Origin of the sequence: Duganella sp. CF517 (assembly GCF_900110275.1) — a bacterium.
Classification (GTDB): domain Bacteria; phylum Pseudomonadota; class Gammaproteobacteria; order Burkholderiales; family Burkholderiaceae_D; genus Rugamonas.
On the sequence record NZ_FODC01000002.1, the window covers coordinates 36,593 to 60,697 of the forward strand.

Below are 24,105 nucleotides of genomic sequence, written 5' to 3' on the forward strand. Positions count from 1 at the left end.
ACACGCGCAGGCGGTGATATTTGTTCGGAAGTGAACGTTAGCGCTGTTCACTTCCGAACACTTTACTTCGACTTCACCGGGAAGGCCGGACGCGCAGGCCGCACCGGCGGGTTCTTCGCCAGTTCCGCCCTGATGACCTCAATGGCCTTTTCCAGCTGCGGATCGCGGCCGGCGATGACGTCGGCCGGCGTTTGATCGACTTCGATGTCCGGCGCCACACCCTCGTTTTCCACGCCCCAGCCGCCGTCGCGGGTCCAGAAGGCCAGGTTGGGCGCGGTGATCGTGCCGCCATCGAGCAGCACCGGGAAACCAAGCACGCCCACCAATCCACCCCAGGTGCGTTTGCCGATCAACGGCCCCATTTGGTTTTTTCGGAACATCCACGGCAGCAGGTCGCCGCCGGAACCCGCCGTCTCGTCGATCAGCATCGCGCGCGGTCCCTGGATCGAGGCGGACGGCGTCTTCATGTCCGCGCCGTAGCGCATGGTCCACCAGGCGATTTCCTTTTTCTGCAAAATCTCCAGGTAGTAATCGGCCACGCTGCCACCGCCATTGAAGCGTTCATCGATGATGACCGCGTCCTTGTCGGCCTGCGGGAAGAAGTAGCGCTTGAAGTAGGTATGCCCCAACCCTGCGGTGTTCGGCACGTACACATACGCCACCTTGCCGCCGGTGGCCGCGTTGACCTTGCGGATATTCCCCTCGATCCAGTCGCGGTTGCGCAGCGCGTCCTCGGTCGGCACCGGCACCACGGTAATGCTGCGCGACTTGCTGCCGTCCGCGTTCGGGCCGACGGTGATGTCGATCGCCTTGTTGGCGGTGTTCTCGAAGGCGCTGTAAAGATTGGTCGGCGCCACCAACTGGCGGCCGTCGACCGCCAGCAGATATTCGCCGGCCCTGACGTTCAGGCCCGGCTCCGTCAGCGGCGCGCGCAACGCCGGATTCCAGTTCAAGCCGCCGTAGACTTTCTTGAAGCGGTAACGGCCGTCGCTGACCTCATAGTCGGCGCCCAGCAGCCCGCCCGGCACAGCTTTGCTGTCGGTGAAGAAGTCACCGCCGCCGCCGCGATGATGGCCCACACCGAGCTCGCTGCACAGCCACTGGATCAGCCGATTCAGATCGGCGCGCGACGACAGCTCCGGCAGGAACTGCGCATACTTCTCGCGCATCTTGTTCCAGTTCGCGCCGTGCATGCCGGGATCGTAGAAGAAATCGCGGTTGATGCGCCACGCTTCATTGAAGATCTGCGTCCACTCGGCGCGCGGTTCGGCGCGCACTTCGATCGCCTCGACCTTGATCTTTCCTTCGCCCGGCGTCAGTGTCTTGGCGCCGGCGCTGCCCATGGCCCAAGCTTCCTTGAGTCGGTAGACGATCTTCTTGCCGTCGGAAGACACCTCGAATTCATCGGCCTCCGCCAGCAGCGTTTCGGCCTTGCGGTCCTTCAGGTCGAAGCGCTGGATGGCTTTCTTGCCGTCGTTCTCGCGCAGGAAGAATATCTGGCCGTCCTGCCCCGCCTCCAGATCCGACAGCGACGCCGCCGGTATCGGCAAATCGACGATGCGGGTTTCGATGCCCTCGAAGTCGATCGTCATCGGCGCGACCGGCGCCACGGTGACTTTCGGATCGTCGCGCCCCGTCTTCGGATCGACCTTCGGCGTCTCCGGCTTGGCCGGCTCCTTCTTCTCCGACACCGTCGGCGTGGCCGGCGCCGCTTTTTCCTCGTCGCTTTCCTTGATCAGCGGCGACGGCAGGTCGCGCCGCAGCACCGCCATCCAGACCGTGCGCGTGACGCGGTTATCCTCGTTCTGCTGCGAGAACCAGTTGTTGCTGGGCCCCGCGTTGGTGGAGGCGAAGAAGTACAGGTACTTGCCGCTCTTGTCGAACACCGGATTGACCACGTCCGACAGGCCGTCCGTCACCGGCCAGGACTTTTTCTGCTCCAGCGAATAAATGTAGGCACTGCGCGTGTACGTCATCGAGTTGAGCGCATAGGCGATCCAGCGCGAATCCGGCGCCCACGCGGCGCGCAAGGTCTTGTTCACGCCATACAGCGGTTCGGACGCGATCTTGCTGACCGCCCCCGAGGCCACGTCCATCACATACAAGGTCCAGGAGTTGTCGGTGTAGGCGATCTTTTTGCTGTCCGGCGACCAGACCGGATTGTCGTAGAAACCGGAACCGGTCAGCTTGAACTTGCGAGGTTCGCCCTTGCCGTCCTGCGCGCGGATATGCAGCGCGTACTCGCCCGATTCGTCGGAAAAGTAGGCGACCGAGCGGCCGTCGGGCGACCATGCGGGCGAGCGCTCGTTGGCGGCGGTGGTCTGCGTCAGGTTGCGCACATCGCCCTTGTCGGCGGGGATGGTGACCACCTCGCCACGGAATTCATACGCCACCCGCGCGCCGGACGGCGACATCGAAAAATTGCGGATGTACTTGGCGCCGCTGAGCCAGCGCGGGCGCGACATCGCCAAGTCGCTGCTGACACCGATGGTCAGCTTGCGCGACTGGCCGCTGCCCAGGTCCAGCGCGTGCAGATAGCCGGCCTGCTCGTAGACGATGCCGTTGGCCGACGCCGACGCGTTCAGCACCGGGAAATCGGTGTGCCTGGTTAGCGCGCGCACCGCCCTGGACTTCACATCGTAGGCATACAGATTGAATTCGCCGTCGCGGTCCGAGCGGAAGTAGACGGTGTCGCCGATCCAGACCGGATCGACGTCGTTCGAATGCGTGGCCGGCTGCGGTATCTTGACCACCGATTTGTCGCCGCGGTTGAACAGCCACAGGATCGAGTTGGTGCCGCCGCGATAGTGCTTCCATTGCAGGAAGGCCGGAGAGAACGGGTTGTAGACGATGCTCCTGCCATTCGGCGACCAGGCGGCGCGCGCGGCGTTGGGCACTTCCAGCTGCGTCTCCACGCCGCCGGTGACCGGCACGGTGAACAACTTGCGATAGCGGTTGTTGAACGCCGCGCGCGGCGACGTGAACATCACCGATTTTCCATCCGGCGCGAAGCCCTGCACCACGTCGGCGCCCGGGTGATACGTCAGCCGCTTCGGCACCCCGCCCTCGATCGGCAGCAGGTAGACGTCGGTGTTGCCGTCGACCTGCGCGCTGTAGGCGATCAATTTACCGTCGGGCGAAAACTGCGGGTTCGATTTTTCACCCGGGTCGGAGGTCAGGCGGCGCGGCGCGCCGCCATCGGGATTCGCCAGCCACACATCGCCGGCGTAGATGAAGGCCAGATGGGTGGCGGACAACGCCGGTTCGGTCAGCATGCGGGTATCGCTGGTGCTGGGAAGTGCCTGCGCGGTTTGGGCCAGGGTGATGGCCGCACCGGCGACGGCAACGGAAAGGGCGACGGATAATCGGCGCTTCATGTGCATCAAGGTCTCCTTATTTCAACGCGGGGATCACCTGCGGTTGATATGGTTTGATCGGATTGTCCTTCAGTTTTTTATCCAGCAGTTCCAACGCCACCTCCAGCTGCCGGTCCTGTCCCATGAAGGTCGCATGGGGCAGGTTGTCCACTTCCACGTCCGGCGTCACGCCCACGCCTTCGATCAGCCAATGGCCGTCGGCGGTGTTGAACTGCCCATTCTCGGCGACGCGCGCCATGCCGTTGTCGCTCAAGCGGTTGCTGTCGCTGAGCCAGACACCCGCGCCGGCGGTCCGTTTGCCGACCAGCGGCGCCAGTCCCAGCGCCTTGACGCCGGCGGCAAAGGTCTCGCCGTCCGAGTAGGTCAGTTCATCGACCAGCACCACCAGATGGCCACGGAAGGTGTTCTGCATGTTCGGCGCCGGCTGCGCGCCCGGCGCGGCCCAGAAGGCCCAGGCTTTGCGCAGCAGCTTTTCGATGATCCAGCTGTCGATGTTGCCGCCGTTGTTGCGGCGCACGTCGATGATCAGCCCCTCGCGGTTGACGTTGGCGTAGAAGTCGCGCGCGAACGAGGCGATGTCGCGCGGTCCCATGGCGCGCAGGTGCAGGTAGCCGATGCGCCCTTTCGACGCCGTCTCCACCTGGCGCGCGCGGCTCTGCTCCCAATCGCTGTAGCGCAGGCCGGCCTGCTTGGTCATATTCACCGGCATCACGATCACCGGACCGGCGCCGCCGGCTTTGCGTTTAATCTGCAGCAGCACCTGCCGATCGGCCTGGTTCAGCAGCAGGTCGGCGATGTCGCGCGACTCCAGCACCGGTTTGCCGTTGACGGCGGTGATGATATCGCCCTCCTTCACGTTGACGTCGGCCTGCGCCAGCGGCCCGCGCTCGGACGGCAGCTCCGGCTCGCTGCGGTAGATGTGGTCGACGCGGTAGCCTTCGGCGGTGCGCGTCAGCAGCGCGCCCAGGCCGGACGGCACGCCCTCCGGGGTGGAGCGGCGGATATCGCCGGGCGCGATCTGCGAGTGCAGCGCGCCCACCTCGCTGATCATCATGCCGAGGATGTCGTTGAGTTCCGCGCGGTCGGTCACGCGTTCGACCAGCGGCGTGTATTTATCGCGCACGGCGGTCCAGTTCACGCCGCGCATTTTGGCGTCGTACAGGAAGTCGCGGTGCATGCGCCAGGCGTCATTGAACATCTGCTTCCACTCCAGCCTTGGATTGGAGGTGAAGCTCCAGTCGTCGACCTTGACCTTGGCCTTGGAAGTGTCGGTCGGCGCCTTGGCGGCCGCTTCGACGATGATCATGTCGCCCGGACCGGTGCTGAAGGTGCGGTAGTAGATGTGCTTTTTGTCGGCCGCCAGATCGAATTCGCGCACCCCGGCGGCGAAGGTTTCCGGCTGCGGGGAGTTGGAGGCGATCGCCAGCGTTTTCAGGTTCGCCTTGCCGTCGCCGGACTCCACATCGAGGAAGTACAGGCGCTTGTCGTCGATGTTCAGGCCACGGTAGTTACCCGGCGCCAGCGGCACTTCGTACAGGCGCTCCTGCAAGCCCGCGAAGACGATCTCCGGCAGCGACTTCTCCGTTTTCTTTACCGGCGGCGTGATCTTGGCGGCGGCCTTCTCCACCGCCTTCTCCGCCGCTTTTTCGGCCGCCTGCTCGACCGCCTTGTCGGCGGTGCCCTCGGCCACCTTCTCGCCCGGCTTGCCCAGCTCATCGTCCGGTTTGAACGGGAAGCGGTTGCCCGGCTGGAGCGCCAGCGCGTAGACGCCGGTGCGCTTGTCGAACACCGGTCCCATATTGCGGTCGCCCCACGGCGAACCGTTCGCCAGCTGGAAGTTACGGGCCGAGAGGAAGTACAGCCATTTGCCGTCAGGCGAAAACACCGGCGCGCGCGAGGTATACCGGTCGCTGGTGACGAAGGCCAGCTGCTTCGACGCCAGGTTGTACAAGCCGATTTGCTCGCGCTGCTCGGTGGTCGCGGCGCGCACCAGCGCCAGGTTCTTGCTGTCGCCCGACCACAGGATTTCGTCGTGCTTGTCGACGCCGGCCTTGCCCGCGTCGTCGATGACGATGTTCGATCTGGTGGCCAGGTCCAGCAGCCAGAAACGGCCCTTCTTGTCCGTGTGGCCCAGCCAGCGGCCGTCCGGCGATGGATACAGCTGCCAGCGGTGGCTGATGCCGTCGCGGGTCAGTTGCTCGCCCGGGCCGGAACCATCGGCGGCGAACCTCCAGATTTCGTTTTCACCGGTGGTGTCGACGATCGCGTAGACCCACTTGTCGTCGGGGCTGAACACCGCCTCGCGCGCCCGCGCGCCTTCCGGCACCGCGATTTCGACGCGGCGCTGGGCGCCGGTGCCGGCCAGGCTGACGCGCCCGCGCGCGGTCAGCACCAACCGCTCGGACTTGGCCGACAGCTGCACGTTGGTCAGCTGGTCGAGCGGCGAACGGATCTGGCGCGCGCGCTGCTGGTCGAAGTCGGACACCAGGCCGATCGACAGCTGGCGGTCGGCCGACGCGGCCAGGTCCAACACGCGCAGGTCGGCGCCCAGCTGATAGACGACGCGGCCGTCGCCGAGCGCCGCGTTGCGCACGTCCCAGTCGGTGTGTTTGGTCAGTTGGCGTGGGTCGCTGCCGTCGGGCGCCATCGACCACAGGTTGTCGGAGCCGCCACGGTCGCTGATAAAGTAAACCCGGCCCTGCCACCACATCGGCCGCTTGTTGTTGCCGGCGTCGGCGGCCAGCAGGGGTTTGGCTTCAGCCCCCGCGTCCGCGTTCAAATCATAGCGCCACAACTGCGCGTGGGCGCCGCCCCGATAGTTCTTGACGTTGTCATTGGTCAGGGCCAGGCCGTAGCGCGTGAAGTACAGCGCCTTGCCGGCGTCGTCGAGCGCCGCGTCGTTGGCGTCGGCGACCGCGAACACGCGGCGCTGCAACGACGACGGCTGCACGGCCGCGACGATGCGGTGCGCCGACGGCCCCTTCGAATCCTGGGTGCTGACCAGCACCTCCCCCTGCGCGGTCCAACCCAGCACCGTGACGGCGCCGTTCTCGAACGTCAACCGCTTCGGCAGGCCGCCGGCGACCGGCATCACGTAGGCTTCCTGCGCGCCCTCGTACGAGGCGGAGAAGGCGATCCATTTGCCGTCGTACGAGATGGCGGCGTTGGTTTCGGACGCGGGGTGCGTGGTCAGGCGCTGCGCCAGGCCACCCTGCGCGCCGGTGCGCCACAAATCGCCTTCGGCGGTGAAGACGACGGCGTCGCCACGGATGGCGGGGAAACGGTAGTAGGATTCGGCGGCGCGGGCCGCCTGGCCGGACAGCAGGCCGGCGGACATCAGGATCAGGGCAACGGGACGTACGCGGAAGCGAAGGCGGAGCGGTGACATGGACAGGCTTTGCAAGTTGTCGAAGGGAACGACGATTCTGTCATACCTTGACCGCTCCAAGCAAAGAAAACCTGACGTCCAAATCTATGCGCTGGATGTCAGCGCCAACCGCAGCCGCGCCGCGAAAAAAAACCCGCCACACTTGCGTGGGCGGGTTCGTGGCCATGCCGGGACTTAGTCGACTTCGACAGTCTCCGGCGGCGTGGTCGGCGCGGCGTCCGGCGGTTCCGGGAACTCCAGCTTGACGCTGTCCTTCTCGTCCATGTCGACCGTCACGCGGCCACCGGTGACCAGACGGCCGAACAGCAGCTCGTCGGCCAGCGCCTTGCGGATCATGTCCTGGATCAGGCGCGACATCGGCCGTGCGCCCATCAGCGGATCAAAACCCTTCTTCGCGAGGAACTTGCGCAGTTTCTCGGTGAAGATCGCCTCGACCTTCTTCTCGTGCAGCTGCTCTTCCAGCTGCATCAGGAACTTGTCGACCACGCGCAGGATGATTTCCTCGTCCAGCGCACGGAAGCTGATGGTGGCGTCGATACGGTTGCGGAACTCCGGCGTGAACATGCGCTTGATGTCGGCCATCTCGTCGCCCGCCTGCTTGGAATTCGTAAAGCCGATCGACGACTTCTGCAAGCTCTCGGCGCCCGCGTTGGTGGTCATGATGATGATCACGTTGCGGAAGTCGGCCTTGCGTCCGTTGTTGTCGGTCAACGTGCCATGGTCCATCACCTGCAGCAGGATGTTGAAAATATCCGGATGGGCTTTTTCAATCTCATCGAGCAGCAGCACCGCGTGCGGCTTCTTGGTGATCGCTTCGGTCAGCAAACCACCCTGGTCGAAACCGACGTAGCCCGGCGGCGCGCCGATCAGGCGCGACACGGCGTGACGCTCCATGTACTCGGACATGTCGAAACGAATCAGCTCGATGCCCAGGATGAAGGCCAGCTGCTTCGCCACCTCGGTCTTGCCGACGCCGGTAGGTCCGGAGAACAGGAAAGAGCCGATCGGCTTGTCGGTCTTGCCCAGGCCGGCACGCGCCATCTTGATCGCCGACGCCAGCGCTTCGATCGCCGGGTCCTGGCCGAACACCACGTTGCGCAAATCGCGGTCGATGGTCTGCAGCTTGCTGCGGTCGTCCTGGTTGACGGTCTGCGGCGGGATACGGGCGATCTTGGCGATGATGTCCTCGATCTCGGTCTTGCCGATGGTTTTCTTCTGCTTCGACTTCGGCAGGATGCGCTGCGCTGCACCGGCCTCGTCGATGACGTCGATCGCCTTGTCGGGCAGATGGCGGTCGTTAATGAAGCGCGCGGCCAGTTCGGCGGCGGTCGACAGCGCCGACGACGAATATTTCACGCCATGGTGTTCCTCGAAGCGCGACTTCAGGCCGCGCAGGATCTGCACGGTCTGCTCGACGGTCGGCTCGTTGACGTCCACCTTCTGGAAGCGGCGGGACAGCGCGTGGTCCTTCTCGAACACGCCGCGGAATTCCGTGTAGGTGGTCGCGCCGATGCACTTGAGTTGGCCGTTGGCCAGTGCAGGCTTGAGCAGGTTCGACGCGTCCAGCGTGCCGCCCGAGGCCGAGCCGGCGCCGATGATCGTATGGATCTCGTCGATGAACAGGATGCCGTTCGGGTTGTCCTTCAATTGCTTGAGGACGGCCTTGAGGCGCTGTTCGAAGTCGCCGCGATACTTGGTGCCGGCCAGCAGCGCGCCCATGTCGAGCGAGTACACGACGGCGTTTTGCAGGATCTCCGGCACATCGCTTTGCGTGATGCGGTAGGCCAGGCCTTCGGCGATGGCGGTCTTGCCCACGCCGGCCTCGCCGACCAGCAGCGGATTGTTCTTGCGGCGGCGGCACAGGATCTGGATCACGCGGTCGACCTCGTCCTCGCGGCCGATCAGCGGATCGATCTTGCCTTCGGCGGCGGACTTGTTCAGATTCTGCGTGAACTGGTCGAGCGGGCTTTCCTTGGTCTGGCCTTCGCCGCCCGGCGCGCCCTCTTCCACGCCTTCGGACGCCTTGGCGGCATCGGTCTGCTGGTCCTTGCGCACGCCGTGCGAAATGAAGTTGACCACGTCCAGACGCGTCACGCCCTGCTGGTGCAGGTAGTAGACCGCGTGCGAATCCTTTTCGCCGAAGATCGCCACCAGCACGTTGGCGCCGGTCACTTCCTTCTTGCCATTGGACGCAGACTGCACGTGCATGATGGCGCGCTGGATCACGCGTTGGAAACCGAGCGTCGGCTGGGTATCGACCTCACCGGTGCCAGGCACGGTCGGCGTGTTATCGCCGATGAAATTGGTCAAGGTTTTGCGCAGATCTTCAATGTTGACGGCGCATGCGCGCAACACTTCGGCAGCCGAAGGGTTGTCCAGCAAGGCCAGCAGCAAGTGCTCCACCGTGATGAATTCGTGCCGGGCCTGCCGCGCTTCGACAAACGCCATGTGCAAACTTACTTCTAATTCCTGCGCAATCATACTTCCTCCATCACGCACTGCAGGGGATGGCCTGCCTTGCGCGCATGCGTTAAAACGAACTCCACTTTGGTACAGGCTATATCTTTAGAGAACACGCCGCACACTCCTTTGCCGTAGCGATGAACACTGAGCATTATTTGCGTGGCTGTTTCACGGTCTTTGTTGAAATACTCCTGGATGATAGCGACTACAAATTCCATCGGTGTGTAGTCATCGTTGAGCAACGCCACCTGGTACAAAGGTGGCGGCTTCAGCGCTTGCCGCTCCAAAAGGGTTTCGGTGTCATGCTTGGTTGCCATACGCTTATATTCTAATGCTTTCGGGGTTGATGCAATGTGCATTTCACTATACACATCCAATTGTTTTTCCATCTTACGCGTTTTCTTAACATGGCGCAGATGGCGACCCATTTGTTAAAATCAAGAGTTGCATTTTCGCCAAGCAGATCAAAAGTAGCAAAATGCATACAAATCTGCTTGACTTTAAAAATTGGTCCGCTAACAATGCGTTATCGGCTTCGTGCAGAAATGTACATGTTGATAAGAAGTGAGGCGTGAGGAGGGGGCAAGAAGCTTCTTGCTTTTATGGCTCGTGTGATCCGTTTTAATTTTGAAAGTTCTTTTTATGGCAACAGGTACAGTTAAGTGGTTCAATGATTCCAAAGGTTTTGGCTTCATCACTCCAGATGACGGCGGCGAGGATTTGTTCGCTCACTTCTCCGCAATCAACATGAACGGTTTCAAGACCCTCAAAGAAGGTCAAAAAGTTCAATTCGAAGTCACGCAAGGCCCTAAAGGCAAGCAAGCTTCCAACATCCAAGCTGCCTAAGCTGCACGGCACCAGATGTGAAAAACCCCGTCTGCGGGGTTTTTTTTCGTCCAACGGTCGGCGCGGACGGTGGCTGGCCAAACGAAAGTGTTGTAGAAGTCCGACGTTCCGCCATCCCTATGACTCATCCGATCACGCTGGCGGCGGCGCCCTGGCCGTGCCGCCGGGCCCGCCACGGTCGCTGCACTGCGACGGAAATACAACGCACCGCAAGAACGACTGGCGGCCCAAGCGCGCTTGACCGCCGCCGCGGCTTTACAGCTTAGTCCTGCATCTGCTCGATCATGACCTCGCCGAAGCCGGAGCACGACACCTGCGTCGCGCCTTCCATCAGGCGCGCGAAGTCGTACGTGACCTTCTTCGAGTCGATGGCTTTTTCCATCGATTTGATGATCAAGTCGGCCGCTTCGGTCCAGCCCATGTGACGCAGCATCATTTCCGCCGACAAAATCAGCGAACCCGGATTCACATAGTCCTTGCCCGCGTACTTGGGCGCGGTGCCGTGCGTCGCTTCGAACATCGCCACCGAGTCCGACAGGTTGGCGCCCGGCGCGATGCCGATGCCGCCGACCTGGGCCGCCAGCGCGTCCGAGATATAGTCGCCGTTCAGGTTCAACGTGGCGATGACGCTGTATTCCGCCGGCCGCAGCAGGATTTGTTGCAGGAAGGCGTCGGCGATCGAATCCTTGATCGTGATGTCGCGGCCGGTCTTCGGATTCTTGAGCTTGCACCATGGGCCGCCGTCGATCAGCTCGGCGCCGAATTCCTTCAGCGCCAGCTCGTAGGCCCAGTCACGGAAGCCACCCTCGGTGTACTTCATGATGTTGCCCTTGTGGACGATGGTCACCGACGGCTTGTCGTTGTCGATCGCGTACTGGATCGCCTTGCGCACCAGGCGCTGCGTGCCTTCGATCGACACCGGCTTGATGCCCAGGCCCGAGGTTTCCGGGAAGCGGATCTTGGTCACGCCCATTTCGTTGACGAGGAAATCGATCAGTTTCTTGGCGCCTTCCGACCCCTGCTGGTATTCGATGCCGGCGTAGATGTCCTCCGAGTTCTCGCGGAAGATCACCATGTTGGTTTTCTCGGGCTCTTTGACCGGCGACGGCACGCCGGTGAAATAGCGCACCGGACGCAGGCAGACATATAAATCCAATTGCTGGCGCAGCGCCACGTTGAGCGAACGGATGCCGCCGCCGACCGGCGTCGTCAGCGGGCCCTTGATCGAGACCACGTAATCCTTCACGGCCGCCAAGGTCTCTTCCGGCAGCCACACATCGGGGCCGTACACGGTGGTCGACTTTTCGCCGGCGAAAATTTCCATCCAGTTGATCTTGCGCTTGCCGCCGTACGACTTGGCCACCGCCGCGTCGACCACCTTGAGCATCACCGGGGTGATGTCCGCGCCGGTGCCGTCGCCTTCGATATAGGGAACGATGGGGTTATCTGGTACATTCAGGGAAAAATCGGCGTTGACGGTGATTTTCTGGCCGTCGGCGGGTACGTTGATATGTTGATACATCGTGTTCTCCGAAATGGACGCTCGGCAAGCGGCATACAATACTGCTACCGGGGCAAGGATTTTTGTTTTATTGCCAAGTTAGTACAAATACCTAGGTCTTCTATAAGACATAAGACAGGCGTTTTGCATTATGCACCAGTATTTTAGTAGGCGCTACGAATTTACGACACCGGCCTTCAAGCCTACACCAATTCCATCACCACACAAGCATGCCCCTCATTCTATTTAATAAACCTTTCCAAGTGCTGTGCCAGTTCTCGCCGCAGGACGACAAGGCCACCCTGGCCGACTATTTAAAGATCCCCAACATCTACCCCGCCGGCCGCCTCGACGCCGACAGCGAAGGCTTGATGCTGCTGACCGACGACGGCAAGCTGCAGCACCAGATCGCGCATCCGGACCACAAGGAGGCCAAGGTCTACCTGGTGCAGGTCGAGGGCGTCGCCGACGCCGACCGCCTGCGCAAGTTGCAGGCGCCGATCGACCTGGGCGATTTCGTCACCAAGCCCTGCAAGGCGGTGCGGATCGCCGAGCCCGAATGGCTGTGGCCGCGCAATCCGCCGATCCGCGAGCGCGCGGGACAGCCGACCAGCTGGCTGGCGATTACTTTGCAAGAAGGGAAGAACCGCCAGGTTCGGCGGATGACGGCGGCGGTCGGCCTGCCGACCTTGCGGCTGGTGCGCAGCGCCATCGGGGCGATTTCGCTGGCGTCGCACCCGCTGATGCCGGGCGAGTGGCGCGAGGTGACGGCGCGGGAGCTGGGCGCGTAGCACCCCACCCCGCGCGCCGGTGCGGGGGCCACAAACGAAAAAACCCGCGCCGACCGAAGTCAGCGCGGGTTCTTGCTTGCACTCCCGGTGAGGGGAATTAAGCGGACAGTGCCTTCAGGGCAGCTGCCAGACGGCTCTTGTGACGAGCTGCCTTGTTTTTGTGGATGATCTTCTTGTCGGCGATGCTGTCGATTTTCGACACGGACGATTGGAAGATTGCGGTCGCAGCTGCTTTGTCGCCGCCCTGGATTGCCTTGCGCACTGCTTTGATAGCGGTGCGCAGGGTCGAACGCTGGGACGAGTTGTGAGCGTTTTGCTTGACTGCTTGACGAGCACGTTTGCGCGCTTGTGCGGTATTTGCCATGGAATTTCCTAAATCAGGGTAAAGGTGCGTTTGCAAACATTATTGTTTGTCAAACAGGTGCGTTCAGTGCGTCTGCCGAACCATGTGAGTCAAACTGCTGCCTGCCAAACATTAGTGTCTGCGTAACAGAATTCTGTACAGCCTGCGATTATAGCGATGTTTTTCGACGGGAGCAACTATAATCATGCCCCATGAACTTGCTAAAAACTCTAGCCGCCCTAAGCAGCATGACCATGCTGTCCCGTATCACCGGATTGTTGCGCGAAATCCTCATCGCCCGGGCCTTCGGCGCCGGCGGCATGACCGATGCCTACAACGTCGCCTTCCGCATCCCCAACCTGTTGCGCCGGCTGTTCGCCGAGGGCGCGTTCTCGCAAGCGTTCGTGCCCATATTATCCGAATACAAGAACAAGCAGAGCGGGGAAGCCACCCGCAACCTGGCGGACCATGTCGGCACCACGCTGGTGTGGGCCACGGTCGTCATCAGCGCGCTCGGCATCATCGGCGCGCCGCTGCTGTTGATGCTGGTCGCCAGCGGCCTGCAGCCGGACGATTTCGACGCCGCCGTGTGGATGACGCGCCTGATGTTCCCCTACATCGCCTTCATGTCGTTCGTGGCGCTGGCCGGCGGCATCTTGAATACCTGGAGCCAGTTCAAGATCCCCGCCTTCACGCCGGTGTTGCTCAATATCGCCTCCATCCTGGCGTCGCTGTTCCTGCAGCAGCACCTGGAGCGGCCCATCTACGCGATGGCGATCGCGGTCTTCGTCGGCGGCCTGCTGCAGGTCGCGATCCAGATCCCGGCGCTGCTGAAAATCCGCATGCTGCCGCGCATCTCGCTCAATCCGCTGTCGGGGCTGCGCGACGAGGGCGTGCGCCGCGTGCTGAAAAAGATGGGGCCGGCGGTGTTCGCCGTCGCCGCCGCGCAAATCAGCCTGCTGATCAACACCAGCATCGCCTCCAACCTGGCCGAAGGCAGCATTTCCTTCCTGACCTACGCCGACCGCCTGATGGAATTCCCGACCGCGATGCTGGGCGTGGCCCTGGGCACCATCTTGCTGCCCAGCCTGTCCAAGGCCAATGTCAGCGGCGACACGGAGGAATATTCGTCGCTGCTCGATTGGGGCCTGCGGCTGACCTTTTTACTGGCGATGCCTGCCGCCGTCGGCCTGGCCACGTTGGCCGTGCCGCTGATTTCCACCCTGTTCCAGAACGGCGCGTTCACGGCGGCGGCGGCGCACGCGTCGGCCCGGCCGCTGATCGCCTACAGCGTCGGCCTGCTCGGCATCATCCTGGTCAAGATCCTGGCGCCGGCCTTCTTCGCGCGCCAGGACATCCGCACGCCGGTACGCATCGCGGTCGGCGTGCTGGTCGCCACCCAGCTGATGAACATGATTTTCGTGCCGCGGCTGGCGGTGGCCGGGCTGGCGCTGTCGATCAGCCTGGGCGCCTGCCTGAACGCCGGCCTGCTGTTCGCCGGCCTGCGCCGGCGCGGCATTTACTCGCCCAAGCCCGGCTGGCTGCTGTTTTTCACCAAGCTGGTGGTCGCCTGCGCGCTGATGGGCGCCACGGCGTGGTACAGCGCGGCGCAAGTCGATTGGACCGGCATGGCGCATCAAACGCTGCTGCGCATCGGCGCGCTGATCGTCGTTATCGGGCTGTCCGCGCTGGTGTACTTCGGCGCGCTGTTCGCGATGGGGTTCCGCTTCCGCGATTTCAAACGCACGGCAAGATAACGCCGGTTAGCGCGGCTTGGTCGGTTCCGGCGGCTCCGGCTGATTCGGTTGCGGTTCGGGCTCGGGCGCCGGCTTTTCTTCCTCCGGCGGCGGCGCCGGTTCGAGCACCGGTGTCTGCTCCGGCGGCGCTAAAGGAGCCAAAGGCGCCGGCGGCGCCGGCGCGATAGGAGTGGCCGGACCGCCCGGCAAAGGCGTACCAGGTTTTACTTCCACCGCGCCGGTTTGCTGGTTCTGCCCCGGCGCCGGCAGCCTGCCGCCGGTCGCGGCGAAGCGCCACTCCGAGATCTTCTGCTTGCCGGCCAGTCCCTGGAAGCGCTGCGGGAAGTTACCGATCCTGACCGGCTTCGCGTCCGACAAACTGTACACCGCCAGCACGCCGACCTTGTCGCCCAGGTAGGTGATGCCCCACTCCGCCTTGCCCGTCATCGGATCGACAAACACCTTGCGCAGATGGCGCCGCACGGTCGGAAAGCGCGGGTCCTTGAGCAGTTCCTTCAACGATGGCGGCTGCGGCGGAAAGCCGGCCGGCGTGGCGTCCGCATAGCTTTGCAGCGCGTCGCTGAAGGCGGCGCCGATGTCGAGCAGTTCCTGCTCCGCCCTGCTCCGCTGCAGCACCGATCCCAGTTTCAGCGCCGATGCCGACACCAGCCCGATGATCGCCACCAGGATGATCAGGCTCAGATAAGTGAAGCCGCCGTCGCGGCCCTTGCGCGGCCGCCGCATCACCAGTCGGCGTAAGGCTTGCCGCTACGGTCGTTACCGGGGGCGCCGCTCTTGATGTTGTAGACGCCGCCCTTGGCGCCGTCTTCCGGCGGAATGATGACCCACGTCGTTTCGCTTTCCGTCACCGGATCGACCGGCAGCGCGCGCAGGTATTTTTTCTCGACCAGCTGCTCCAGCGAATCCGGATAACGGCCCGTGTCGCCGTAGTACTGGTCGATCACGTTGCGCATATTGCGCAGGTTATCGGCCAACACCACCTCTTTCGATTTGTCGATGCTGGGGAAGTAGCGCGGCACGGCGAGCGTCAACATCAGCGCGACGATGCCCAGCACCACCAGCAACTCGATCAGCGTAAAACCTTTGGTCTTCATGGTCACCATTTTTTATACGGAACGCCATTCAGGCCGCTCTTCTCGCTCGTGCTGAAGACATCGTAGACATCCTCGCCCTCCCTCGGCTGGTCCGCTTCGCTGGCGTAACTGCGCTTGCCCCAGGATTGCGACTCGCTCAGCGAAGTATCGGGATTGAAGGGGTCGCGCGGCACGCGGCGCAGAAAGAAAATCTTCGCCTGCTTGGGATTCTGCAGGTCCGGCACGCCCTCGACCAGCAACTCCAGCGTCTTCGGATAGCCGGTCGAGGCCAGCGACTTGGTGATGCGTCCCTGGTCGTAGGCCAGCTTGTAGGCGTCGATGCCCTGGCGGATCTGATGCAGCGCCTCGCGCAGGTCCTGCTCCTGGCGGCGCTGCACCACCACCTGCGCGGTTGGGATCACCAGCACGCTGAGCAGGCCAAGGATGGACAAGGTCACCAGCAACTCGATCAGCGTAAAACCGCGCGCGCGCATCATGCCCACCCCGGCGTCACTGCTGCGGCGACGGCGAGATCTCGACCGCCGGCTGCACCGGTTGCGGCTGCACCCCTTGCGTCGGCGGCAGCGCCGCCGGCTGGCCGGTCGATAGCGGCATGGCCTGCACCGGCGGCGGCAGGATGGCCTGCGTGCTCGCGCCTTGCGCTTCGGCCGGCGCCGGCACCGGCGCGCTGGCAGGATTGTTCGACGCCGGCGGCGCCGGCGCCGCCGGTGCCGCCAAGGCGCCCGGCGGCGCCGGCAACTGCACCGGCGTGCGCACCGTCAGGTCCGGACGGCGGCGGAAGCTCGCCTCGGTGCCGGCCGAGAATTCGGCGGCGCTGGCCTCGGGACGCTGCACGTTGCGGATCAGGCGCGGCGTGATCGACAGCACGATCTCGGTCTTCTGGTTGTCGTCACGCTTGCTGCCGAACAGACGACCGACGATCGGCAAATCGCCGGCGCCCGGCAGCTTGCTGGCCGTACCGCGCTCCTCGTTGTTGATCAGGCCCGCCAACACCTGGTTCTCGCCATCCTTCAGTTGCAGCATGGTGCTGGCCTGGCGCGTGCCGATCTGGTACGCGGTGCCGCCGTTGCGGGTGGTGATGGTGTTGGTCAGGTTGCTCACTTCCAGCTGCACGCGGATCGCCACCTCGTTGTTCAGGTAAATGGTCGGTTCGACGTTGAGCGTCAGGCCCACATCGACATAGGTGACGTTGTCGCTGGCGAAGCCGCCGATGCCCGACGAAACCGTCGCCGTGATCACCGGCAGCTTGTCGCCGATGACGATCTTGGCTTTTTCCTTGTTGCGCACGCGGATGCGCGGATTGGCCAGCAGGTTGGAGTCGGTGTCGGTCTTGTTGGCGTTGATGGCGGCCGAAATGCCGGTGACGCCGATGGTGTCCGAATTCAAGGAACGCAGGTCGCGGACCGTCACGCCGGTGCCGCCGGCGAACGACAGCGGCGTCAGTCCCACGCTGGTCGGCCACTCCACGCCCAGGTTCATCAGCGTGCCGCGCTTGACCTCCAGGATCTCCACCTCCAGCATCACCTCCGCCTCGGGCGCGTCCTGCACCGCGATCAGGCGTTCGGCCAGGCGGATCGCCTCCGGGTTGTCGCGCACGATCAACAGATTGAGTTTTTCATCGACCACCACGTCGCGCGACTTGAGGATGGTCTTCAACGTATTGGCCACCAGCTTCGCCTCGGCGTTCGCCAGGAAGAAGGTCTTGACCGTCATCTCCTGGTACTCCTTCAACTTGGCCGCCACGTTCGGGTAGATCAGGATCGTATTGGCGTCCATGACCTGCTGCTCCAGCTGATTGGTCAGCAGCAGGAAGTAGATCGCCGATTCGACGGTGCTGTTCTTCAGCATGACGGTGGTGCGCTGGTCGGTCTTGACGTCCTTGTCGAACACGAAGTTCAGTCCGGAGCGGCGCGCGATCACCTCGAACACCTGCTTGAGCGGGGCGTCGCGGAATTCGATCGTGATCGGCTGCTTGTAAGACTTCGACAGGCCCGACTCCACCACCGGCTGCGCGCTTTTCTCGGTCACCTCGCGCAGCAGCTGGCGCGCCTTCTCGTTCGACGGCGTCTCGGTCAACAGCGCGTTGAGGCGCAGCTTGGCCAGATCGTACTCCTTCTTGTTTACATGCTCGATGGCGGCGGCCAGCAGTTTGTCCTGGCGGCTGTCGCGCTCTATCGCGCGCAGGCCGCTGCGCGCGCGCTCGTTCATCTGGTCCAGGCCCAGCACGCGGCGGAAGCCCTGCTCGGCCAGATCGGGACGGCCTTCCGACAGCTGGCGCTCGGCCTGTTCCAGCAGGCGCTGCGCGGCGCGGTCGCGCACCACCAGATAGGCGGTCCGGTACTCGGCGTTGCCCGGCTCGGCCCTGACGGCCTCCTGGTACTTGAGCAGGCCCGCCTCCACCTGGTCCTTGGCGACCAGCTGGTTGGCTTCGCGGAAGGCCATTTGCCCGGCGCAGCCGCTCACGCCGACGGCGATCGCCAGCATCGCCGGCAGCGCGGCGCGGCGGCGCCATGTGTTCAGATGACTAGCCATCAGTCGAATGCTCCAATATTAATCTGTTGTACCTGATTCAACGGCAGATAGGTCACGGTCATCAGCGGCGGCGCGATGCGGTCGACGCGGTAGGCGCCTTCGATCACGGTCTTGTTGCGCACCACATAGGTCTTGTCGCCGCGCGCCAGATAAACTTCCCACTGGCCGTCGGCGACGGCTTTGCCGAAGTAATTGAAGGGAACCGGCGGCGCCATCGGCGGCGGCGGCGGCGCGTTCGATTGCGACCGCGGCGGCGGCGGTGGCGGCGGCGGATTCCAGTTCTGGCCCAGGAACACGCCCTCGCCCGCGCCGAAGCTGGCGTCCGCCGAGTCGCCGACCAGCGCCGCGCGCGGCACCAGCCGCAGGATCATCGCGTCCGCGGTGGCTTTGCCGTCCTTGCCGGAGCGCGCGGCCGATACGGCGGCCACCGCGCCCGCCGCCTTGGGCGGCCGCGCGACCGGCTCAGCGATGTCGGACGACGGCGTGTTGTCGCCGAAGACCGCCAGCGCGGCGGCGCCGGCCAGCGCCACCCCCATCGCGATGTGATAAGGCTTCATGGTTCGCCGTCCTTCAGGTACAGCGTGAAGCGCAGGCGCGCCTCCACCGTCGCGTCGGCGATGCTGTCGCGGCGGAAGCCGATTTCATCGAGCGAGGCGAACGGCATCTCGCGCAACCCCTGCATGGCGAACTGCCAGATCGCCTGATACGGCCCCTTGACCGGCAGGATGATCTGGTAGGTGGCCACGCGGCTGGCCTTGTCGTAGGCCGCCTTGTATTCACCCTGGCTCAGTACCAGATTGGATTTGGCGGCCAGGTCGAACAACACCTTGACCTGCTGCTCCGCATAGCGCTTCTCGCCCAGCACCTGATAGAAGTCGGCCAGGTTCTGGTTGGCCGACGGCGGTGGCGGCGCGGTCACCAGCGATGACGGCGCCGGCAGCGGCCTCGCCATCACCCGCGCCTGCGCCGCGCGCTGCGGCAGCAGCCACGCCCACGCCGCCACGCCGGCCACGCACAAGGCGATGGCCACGCATGCCGGCGCGCCGAGGCGCCGCAGCACCAGCCGCGCGCGCAGCGCCAGCGCCCGGATGTTGACGGAGTTGGCCGTGTTCAGCGGGTTATCCATGTGGCCTCCAGCTGGAAGCGCAAAGGCCGCAACGGGTCCTGGTCGTTGATCTCGTGGCGCGTCAGCAGCACGCCGCTGAAGGTTTCCTGCTGCTTCAGTTCAGCCACGTAAGCCACCATGTCGTCGCTGTTTTTGGTTTCGGCGGTGATTTTGAGCACCTGCTTGCGCGGGTCCGGCTCCATCGCCACCAGCGCCACGTTGCGCGGCGTGGCGGCGGCCACGGCGTCCTGCAGCTCGCGCCAGGGCAGGTTCAGTTGCAGGATGGCGCCGTTGACGAAGGCCGCCTGCCCTTCCGGGATCACCACCCGCGCCACCTCCACCGGCCGCGCCGACATGGCCGCCGCGCGCTGCTGGATGTGGCGCAATTGCTGTTCGCGCTCGCGCTGTTGCGCGACCAGCTTCCAGCCGCCGAAGGCCGCGCCGACGCACAGCAGCAGTCCGGCGGCGCCCAGCGCCAGCAGCGCGGGGTGGGTGTGGAACAGCGTGCGGCGCAGGCTGCGCGGCGCGAAGTCGATGTGCATCGCGTTTTTGCTCATGCCAGGCTCCCGCCGCGCGCCAGCAGCGCCGCCATCGACAGTCCGGCGGCGCTGCCGTGCTGCGCCTGGTCGAGCGCCTCGCACGGAATCTGCGAGGGGTTGCCGGCGGCGCGCGTCCACGCCACGGCGGCCGACGCCGTGCCGCACAGCTGCAGCAGTTGCGGCGGCGGCATATCGAGCAGCAGCGCCTCGCGCTTCAAGGTCAGCGCCAGCCACGCCGCATCGGCGCCGGGCGGCACCGGCAGCGCGCGGATCGCGCACATCGCCTGCGTGCCGGCGTCGATCGCCGCCAGGGTCAGCAGGTTGTCGTGCAGCAGGCCAAACCACGCCCCCTGCTTCATGCCGCGCCGCCAGCGGTTCCAGGCGCTGACGAAATGCGGTTCGACGCCGACGATGGAGAGCTTGAATTCGCGCGCCACCAGCTCCAGCACCGCCAGCAGCGCGCGCGGCATGGCGGCGGCGAAGAACGGCTGCGCCGCGTTCCAGTCGGCCGATATGTTCCAGGCCGACGGCGCCTCGCCGTACAGCGACTGGAAGCGCAGGCCGGCCGCCGCCGCCATGTCGTCCAGGCGCGCGGCGCCGGGTGGCGGCGTCACCCGCCACATGCGCGTCAGTTCGTCGGCCAGCACGATGGCGACCGGCCAGCCGCCCACGTCCTGCTCGCCCAGCAGCGCGCGCAAGGCGTTGGCGATGGCGTCGACCGGATGCGCGGCCGACGGCGCGAACGCATGCTCCGCCAGCACGGTAAACGGCTCCCCGCGCCAGCGGCTCACGCGCGCCAGGCTGACCGCGTGGCCGGCCACGCCGATACGCAGCGATTGTCCGATGGCTCTACGCATGCAAGGTCACCCGTTTGATTTCCGACAGCGTGGTGCCGCCGCGCTTGACCAGTTCCAGCGCGGCCTGGCGCAGGCTGCGCGTGCCGTTCTCGTAGGCCGCCTGTTTGATCTGGCGGATCGGCCGCTTGTCGACGATCAGTTCGCGGATCTCGTCGTTCAAGGTCAGGATCTCGGCGATCGAGCGGCGACCCTTGTAGCCGGTGCCCCGGCAGTCGCCGCAGCCCGGCCCCTGCATGAAGCGGTAGTCATACACATCGGCGCGGTGCAGGCCGACGCTGGCCAGTTCGTGCTCGTCCGGCGTGTATTCCACCGCGCAGTGCGGACAGTTGATGCGCACCAGGCGCTGGGCCCAGATGCCGTTCAGCGCCGACACGAAAGCGTACGGATCGATGCCCATGTGGGTGAAGCGGCCGAACACGTCGAACACGTTGTTGGCGTGCACGGTGGTGAGCACCAGGTGGCCCGTCAGCGCCGACTGCACGGCGATTTCCGCCGTCTCGCGGTCGCGGATCTCGCCCACCATGATCTTGTCCGGATCGTGGCGCAGGATCGAGCGCAACCCCTTGGCGAAGGTCAGGCCCTTCTTCTCGTTGACGGGGATCTGCAGGATGCCGGGCAGCTGGTACTCGACCGGGTCTTCGATGGTGATGATCTTTTCGCGGCCGTTGTGGATCTCGGTCAGCGCCGCGTACAGGGTGGTGGTCTTGCCCGAGCCGGTCGGACCGGTCACCAGCAGCATGCCGTAGGCCTCCTGCGCCAGCACCCGCAGGGTCGCCAGCGACGGCGCGTCGAAGCCCAGCGCCTCCAGTGTCAGCGAGCCGTAGGCTTCGATCATGGCGCGCTTGTCGAGGATGCGGATGACGGCGTCCTCGCCGTGGATGCTCGGCATGATGGACACGCGCAGATCGATCTCGCGGCCGTTGGCCTCGACCCGGAAGCTGCCGTCCTGCGGCACGCGGCGCTCGGCGATATCGAGTTCGGCCAGCACCTTCAGGCGCGAGATGATCTGTTCGGCCACCTCGATGCCGTTGACGGCGGTGGCGTGATCGAGCACGCCGTCGACGCGGTACTTGACGGCCAGGCCGCCCGAGGTGCTCTCCAGGTGGATATCGGAGGCGCCGGCCTTGAGCGCGTCGTACAGGGTGGAGTTGACCAGCCGGACCGCCGGACTGGCCGCCTCCGACACCGACGCGAACGACAGCACGGCGGCGGTCTTGCCGTCGCGCCGCCCTTCGCTGGCGCCGGGCAGCAACGAGTCGGTGGCGCGCGCCGATTCCTCCTGCTTGGACAAATAGGCCTGGATGTCGGCCTGCAGCGCCAGGCGCACCGGCAGCGGCGCATGCGGCGTGGCGCGCGCCTGCGTGCCGAGCCAGGTTTGCAGATCGAGGTCGAACGGATCGGCGATGACGCCCACCACCACGCCGTCGAAGCCGCGCAGCAGCACGCAATGGCGCGCCATCGCCTGCGACAGCGGCAGCAGGTCGAAGGCCGGCACGAAGGCCAGCATGTCGACCGTCTCGAGCACCGTCATGCCGAACGGCTCGGCCAGCGCTTGCACCACCAGGCGCGGCTCCATGCCGCTGAGCGCCTCGAGCTCCTCGACCAGCGTGCGTTTCGATTGCCCCCGCAGATGGCGCGCGCGCGCCACCAGCGCGGTGTCGAGCGCCGGCACCGGGGAAGCGCCGGCGCCGGTATCGACCGGGTTGGCGTGGCCCGTCATGACATGTCTCCGGCCAGATCGAAGATCGGCATGTAGAGCAGCACCACGATGGCGCCGACGATCAGGCCGATGGCGGCCATCAGCAGCGGTTCGAAGGTGCGCGTGAAGCGGTCGATCCAGCGCGTGATCTCGCCGTCGTAGAAGGCCGCCGACTGGGTCAGCATCGGCCCCATGTCGCCGGTGCGCTCGCCCACGCGCAGCATGCGCAGCGAGATCGGCGTGGTCAAGTGGTTGGCCTCGAACGCGGTCGACAGCGGCAGGCCGGCCTCGATGGCGGCGCGCGCCGCCTGCAGGTTCTGGCGGATGCCGGCCGAGACCATGCCCTGCACCGTCTCGATGGCGTGGACGATGGTGATGCCGCCCTCGCTGAGCATGCCCAGGGTCAGGTACAGGCGCGACAATTCGTAGATGCGCACGCGCTCGCCGATGCCCGGCAGGCGTCCCAGCAGGCGCACGATGCCGCCGCTGCCCATCAGCTGGCGCACCGTCAGCGCCAGCGCCGCCAGCGCCGCCGCGATGCCGCCCAGCAGCAGCACCGTGTGCTGGCTGGCGAACTGGCCCCAGTTGAGCATTTGCTGCGACAGCCACGGCAGGTCGCGCCCGGCGCCCTGGTAGACCTCGGCGAAGCGCGGCACCACGTAGCCGATCAGGAACAGGCTGACGCCGCCACCGACCAGCAGCAGGATGCACGGGTAGATGGCGGCCGACACCAGCTTGCCGCGCACCAGATCGATGCGCTGCTGGTAGTCGATGAAGCGCGACAGCGAGCGCGGCAGGTCGGAGGTGCCCTCGGCCGCCTTGACGATGCCGATGTACAGCGGCGGGAACAGGTCCGGTTGCTCGGCCAGCACGGCCGAGAAGCGCTGGCCCTCGCGCAGGCCGGCCAGCAGCCGCTCGAGCACGCCGCGGGTGGCCGGATTGCCCTCTTTTTCCAGCAAGGCCTCGAGTCCCTCGACGATGCCCAGGCCGGCCGTCAACAGCGCCAGCAACTCTTGGCTGAACAACACCAGCGGCAGCGCGGGGCGCTTGCCGGCGCCGCGCGCCAGACCCTTGCGCGCCGGCGCGATGGCGCTGACGAACAGGCCGCGCGCCTCGACCTGGCGGCGCGCGTCGGCCTCATCGCGGCCATCGATGAGCAGATGGGCGATGACCATATCGGCCGACAAGGTGCGGACATCGAACTGCATGACGAATGCGGCTTTCGTTGACGGTGGCGCGTGGGTGGCGTGAATCGGAACGCTTACTGCGCGCCGATGTCGGCGTCCTCGCCGGTGCCGCCGGGCTGGCCGTCGCGGCCCAGCGAGATGATCTCGAACTCGGACTTGGCGCCGGGCGCCTTGTACTGGTACGGGTGGCCCCACGGGTCGGGCGGCACGCCCTTTTTCAGGTACGGGCCGTTCCACTTGGCGCCCGCCGTGGCCGGCGCCGTGCCCAGCGCGGCCAGCCCCTCCTCGGTGCTCGGGTAGCGGCCGACGTCGAGCCGGTAGGTGTCGAGCGATTTCTCGAACGCGTCGATCTGCGCCTTGGCGATGGTCACCTCGGACTTGCCCAGCTGGGCGAAATATTTGGGGCCGACATACGCCGCCAGCAGGCCGATGATGACGATCACCACCAGCAATTCCAACAACGTGAAGCCGCCGGCCTTGCGGGCCGACGTCCAACCGCGATTCTTCGCCACTTCCATCCGACCAACTCCTTAAATCACCCGTAACAGTGCGCCGCGTGCCGGGCGCCGCGACGGCGCCTCGGCGCTGACAGAGGCTACCATGCGCTTTGCCACTCATACAATCTT

20 protein-coding genes are annotated in these 24,105 nt (G+C 65.0%); 3 read left to right on the forward strand and 17 right to left on the reverse strand.

Annotation, left to right across the window (positions count from 1 at the left end; all coding sequences use genetic code 11):
* Positions 1-62: 62 nt before the first annotated feature.
* From BMX85_RS07310 to clpS, 4 genes are all read right to left on the reverse strand, one after another.
* Positions 63-3,377, reverse strand: coding sequence for a S41 family peptidase (locus BMX85_RS07310; RefSeq protein ID WP_090317512.1), 3,315 nt, complete (start codon positions 3,375-3,377; stop codon positions 63-65).
* Positions 3,378-3,393: 16 nt separating this feature from the next.
* On the reverse strand, positions 3,394-6,765 hold the full coding sequence (locus tag BMX85_RS07315) for a S41 family peptidase (RefSeq protein ID WP_090317515.1): 3,372 nt from the start codon (positions 6,763-6,765) through the stop codon (positions 3,394-3,396).
* Between the two features lie 174 nt (positions 6,766-6,939).
* The gene (gene clpA / locus BMX85_RS07320; protein WP_090315373.1) at positions 6,940-9,246 is read right to left on the reverse strand and encodes an ATP-dependent Clp protease ATP-binding subunit ClpA; all 2,307 of its coding nucleotides are present in this window, start codon (positions 9,244-9,246) and stop codon (positions 6,940-6,942) included.
* A complete protein-coding gene (clpS, locus tag BMX85_RS07325; RefSeq protein ID WP_090315375.1) occupies positions 9,243-9,545 on the reverse strand; it encodes an ATP-dependent Clp protease adapter ClpS in 303 nt (100 codons plus the stop codon). The genes clpA and clpS overlap by 4 nt, the downstream gene beginning before the upstream one ends.
* Before the next feature lie 325 nt (positions 9,546-9,870).
* Between clpS and BMX85_RS07330 the strand changes: the two genes are divergently transcribed.
* On the forward strand, positions 9,871-10,074 hold the full coding sequence (locus BMX85_RS07330) for a transcription antiterminator/RNA stability regulator CspE (protein WP_010395943.1): 204 nt from the start codon (positions 9,871-9,873) through the stop codon (positions 10,072-10,074).
* A 262-nt stretch (positions 10,075-10,336) separates the two neighbouring features.
* Here BMX85_RS07330 and icd read toward each other — a convergent pair whose 3' ends face one another.
* Positions 10,337-11,596 (reverse strand): NADP-dependent isocitrate dehydrogenase, encoded by a 1,260-nt coding sequence (gene icd, locus BMX85_RS07335; protein ID WP_090315377.1) that lies wholly within the window; start codon positions 11,594-11,596, stop codon positions 10,337-10,339.
* A 209-nt stretch (positions 11,597-11,805) separates the two neighbouring features.
* Here icd and BMX85_RS07340 point away from each other — a divergent pair, with 209 nt between their 5' ends.
* Positions 11,806-12,366 carry a pseudouridine synthase gene (locus BMX85_RS07340; protein ID WP_090315379.1) on the forward strand — a complete coding sequence of 187 codons (561 nt, stop codon included), beginning with the start codon at positions 11,806-11,808 and terminating at the stop codon, positions 12,364-12,366.
* A gap of 97 nt (positions 12,367-12,463) precedes the next feature.
* On the opposite strand, the gene rpsT is transcribed toward BMX85_RS07340, so the two are convergent.
* Complete coding sequence (gene rpsT / locus BMX85_RS07345) at positions 12,464-12,730, reverse strand: 30S ribosomal protein S20 (RefSeq protein ID WP_090315381.1); 267 nt, start codon at positions 12,728-12,730, stop codon at positions 12,464-12,466.
* Between the two features lie 191 nt (positions 12,731-12,921).
* Between rpsT and murJ the strand changes: the two genes are divergently transcribed.
* On the forward strand, positions 12,922-14,466 hold the full coding sequence (gene murJ / locus BMX85_RS07350; protein ID WP_090315383.1) for a murein biosynthesis integral membrane protein MurJ: 1,545 nt from the start codon (positions 12,922-12,924) through the stop codon (positions 14,464-14,466).
* A gap of 6 nt (positions 14,467-14,472) precedes the next feature.
* Here the strand turns inward: murJ and BMX85_RS07355 are convergent, their stop codons facing one another.
* Genes BMX85_RS07355 through gspG form a run of 11 tightly spaced genes read right to left on the reverse strand, consistent with a single transcriptional unit; the run spans position 14,473 to position 23,997 of the window.
* Entirely contained in the window at positions 14,473-15,189 is a 717-nt protein-coding gene (locus tag BMX85_RS07355; RefSeq protein WP_090315385.1) for a type II secretion system protein, read from the reverse strand.
* Complete coding sequence (locus BMX85_RS07360) at positions 15,189-15,569, reverse strand: type II secretion system protein (RefSeq protein ID WP_090315387.1); 381 nt, start codon at positions 15,567-15,569, stop codon at positions 15,189-15,191. Before BMX85_RS07360 ends, BMX85_RS07355 begins: the two co-directional genes overlap by 1 nt.
* The gene (locus BMX85_RS07365) at positions 15,563-16,036 is read right to left on the reverse strand and encodes a type II secretion system protein (protein WP_373923342.1); all 474 of its coding nucleotides are present in this window, start codon (positions 16,034-16,036) and stop codon (positions 15,563-15,565) included. The genes BMX85_RS07360 and BMX85_RS07365 overlap by 7 nt, the downstream gene beginning before the upstream one ends.
* 13 nt (positions 16,037-16,049) lie before the next feature.
* Positions 16,050-18,092 carry a secretin N-terminal domain-containing protein gene (locus BMX85_RS07370; protein ID WP_090315389.1) on the reverse strand — a complete coding sequence of 681 codons (2,043 nt, stop codon included), beginning with the start codon at positions 18,090-18,092 and terminating at the stop codon, positions 16,050-16,052.
* On the reverse strand, positions 18,092-18,649 hold the full coding sequence (locus tag BMX85_RS07375; protein WP_090315390.1) for a hypothetical protein: 558 nt from the start codon (positions 18,647-18,649) through the stop codon (positions 18,092-18,094). The genes BMX85_RS07370 and BMX85_RS07375 overlap by 1 nt, the downstream gene beginning before the upstream one ends.
* Positions 18,646-19,218, reverse strand: coding sequence for a hypothetical protein (locus BMX85_RS07380; protein WP_090315392.1), 573 nt, complete (start codon positions 19,216-19,218; stop codon positions 18,646-18,648). The genes BMX85_RS07375 and BMX85_RS07380 overlap by 4 nt, the downstream gene beginning before the upstream one ends.
* Positions 19,203-19,754: a hypothetical protein gene (locus BMX85_RS07385; RefSeq protein ID WP_229210336.1), complete on the reverse strand. Its 552-nt coding sequence runs from the start codon at positions 19,752-19,754 to the stop codon at positions 19,203-19,205. The genes BMX85_RS07380 and BMX85_RS07385 overlap by 16 nt, the downstream gene beginning before the upstream one ends.
* Complete coding sequence (locus BMX85_RS07390; RefSeq protein WP_090315394.1) at positions 19,751-20,593, reverse strand: hypothetical protein; 843 nt, start codon at positions 20,591-20,593, stop codon at positions 19,751-19,753. Before BMX85_RS07390 ends, BMX85_RS07385 begins: the two co-directional genes overlap by 4 nt.
* Positions 20,586-22,313 (reverse strand): GspE/PulE family protein, encoded by a 1,728-nt coding sequence (locus BMX85_RS07395; protein WP_177196681.1) that lies wholly within the window; start codon positions 22,311-22,313, stop codon positions 20,586-20,588. Before BMX85_RS07395 ends, BMX85_RS07390 begins: the two co-directional genes overlap by 8 nt.
* Positions 22,310-23,500: a type II secretion system F family protein gene (locus BMX85_RS07400; RefSeq protein WP_090315395.1), complete on the reverse strand. Its 1,191-nt coding sequence runs from the start codon at positions 23,498-23,500 to the stop codon at positions 22,310-22,312. The genes BMX85_RS07395 and BMX85_RS07400 overlap by 4 nt, the downstream gene beginning before the upstream one ends.
* A 53-nt stretch (positions 23,501-23,553) precedes the next feature.
* The gene (gene gspG / locus BMX85_RS07405; RefSeq protein ID WP_090315397.1) at positions 23,554-23,997 is read right to left on the reverse strand and encodes a type II secretion system major pseudopilin GspG; all 444 of its coding nucleotides are present in this window, start codon (positions 23,995-23,997) and stop codon (positions 23,554-23,556) included.
* Between the last annotated feature and the right edge of the window lie 108 nt (positions 23,998-24,105).

Excerpts from the sequence above, each read along its gene's own strand:
- BMX85_RS07330 (WP_010395943.1), top strand. The coding sequence starts at position 9,871 with ATGGCAACAGGTACAGTTAAGTGGTTCAATGATTCCAAAGGTTTTGGC.
- rpsT (WP_090315381.1), bottom strand. The coding sequence starts at position 12,730 with ATGGCAAATACCGCACAAGCGCGCAAACGTGCTCGTCAAGCAGTCAAG.
- BMX85_RS07360 (WP_090315387.1), bottom strand. The coding sequence starts at position 15,569 with ATGGTGACCATGAAGACCAAAGGTTTTACGCTGATCGAGTTGCTGGTG.
- BMX85_RS07365 (WP_373923342.1), bottom strand. The coding sequence starts at position 16,036 with ATGATGCGCGCGCGCGGTTTTACGCTGATCGAGTTGCTGGTGACCTTG.
- icd (WP_090315377.1), bottom strand. The coding sequence starts at position 11,596 with ATGTATCAACATATCAACGTACCCGCCGACGGCCAGAAAATCACCGTC.
- BMX85_RS07385 (WP_229210336.1), bottom strand. The coding sequence starts at position 19,754 with ATGAGCAAAAACGCGATGCACATCGACTTCGCGCCGCGCAGCCTGCGC.
- BMX85_RS07355 (WP_090315385.1), bottom strand. The coding sequence starts at position 15,189 with ATGCGGCGGCCGCGCAAGGGCCGCGACGGCGGCTTCACTTATCTGAGC.
- gspG (WP_090315397.1), bottom strand. The coding sequence starts at position 23,997 with ATGGAAGTGGCGAAGAATCGCGGTTGGACGTCGGCCCGCAAGGCCGGC.
- BMX85_RS07395 (WP_177196681.1), bottom strand. The coding sequence starts at position 22,313 with ATGACGGGCCACGCCAACCCGGTCGATACCGGCGCCGGCGCTTCCCCG.
- BMX85_RS07370 (WP_090315389.1), bottom strand. The coding sequence starts at position 18,092 with ATGGCTAGTCATCTGAACACATGGCGCCGCCGCGCCGCGCTGCCGGCG.
- murJ (WP_090315383.1), top strand. The coding sequence starts at position 12,922 with ATGAACTTGCTAAAAACTCTAGCCGCCCTAAGCAGCATGACCATGCTG.
- BMX85_RS07390 (WP_090315394.1), bottom strand. The coding sequence starts at position 20,593 with ATGCGTAGAGCCATCGGACAATCGCTGCGTATCGGCGTGGCCGGCCAC.
- BMX85_RS07380 (WP_090315392.1), bottom strand. The coding sequence starts at position 19,218 with ATGGATAACCCGCTGAACACGGCCAACTCCGTCAACATCCGGGCGCTG.
- BMX85_RS07400 (WP_090315395.1), bottom strand. The coding sequence starts at position 23,500 with ATGCAGTTCGATGTCCGCACCTTGTCGGCCGATATGGTCATCGCCCAT.
- BMX85_RS07375 (WP_090315390.1), bottom strand. The coding sequence starts at position 18,649 with ATGAAGCCTTATCACATCGCGATGGGGGTGGCGCTGGCCGGCGCCGCC.
- clpA (WP_090315373.1), bottom strand. The coding sequence starts at position 9,246 with ATGATTGCGCAGGAATTAGAAGTAAGTTTGCACATGGCGTTTGTCGAA.
- BMX85_RS07315 (WP_090317515.1), bottom strand. The coding sequence starts at position 6,765 with ATGTCACCGCTCCGCCTTCGCTTCCGCGTACGTCCCGTTGCCCTGATC.
- clpS (WP_090315375.1), bottom strand. The coding sequence starts at position 9,545 with ATGGCAACCAAGCATGACACCGAAACCCTTTTGGAGCGGCAAGCGCTG.
- BMX85_RS07310 (WP_090317512.1), bottom strand. The coding sequence starts at position 3,377 with ATGAAGCGCCGATTATCCGTCGCCCTTTCCGTTGCCGTCGCCGGTGCG.
- BMX85_RS07340 (WP_090315379.1), top strand. The coding sequence starts at position 11,806 with ATGCCCCTCATTCTATTTAATAAACCTTTCCAAGTGCTGTGCCAGTTC.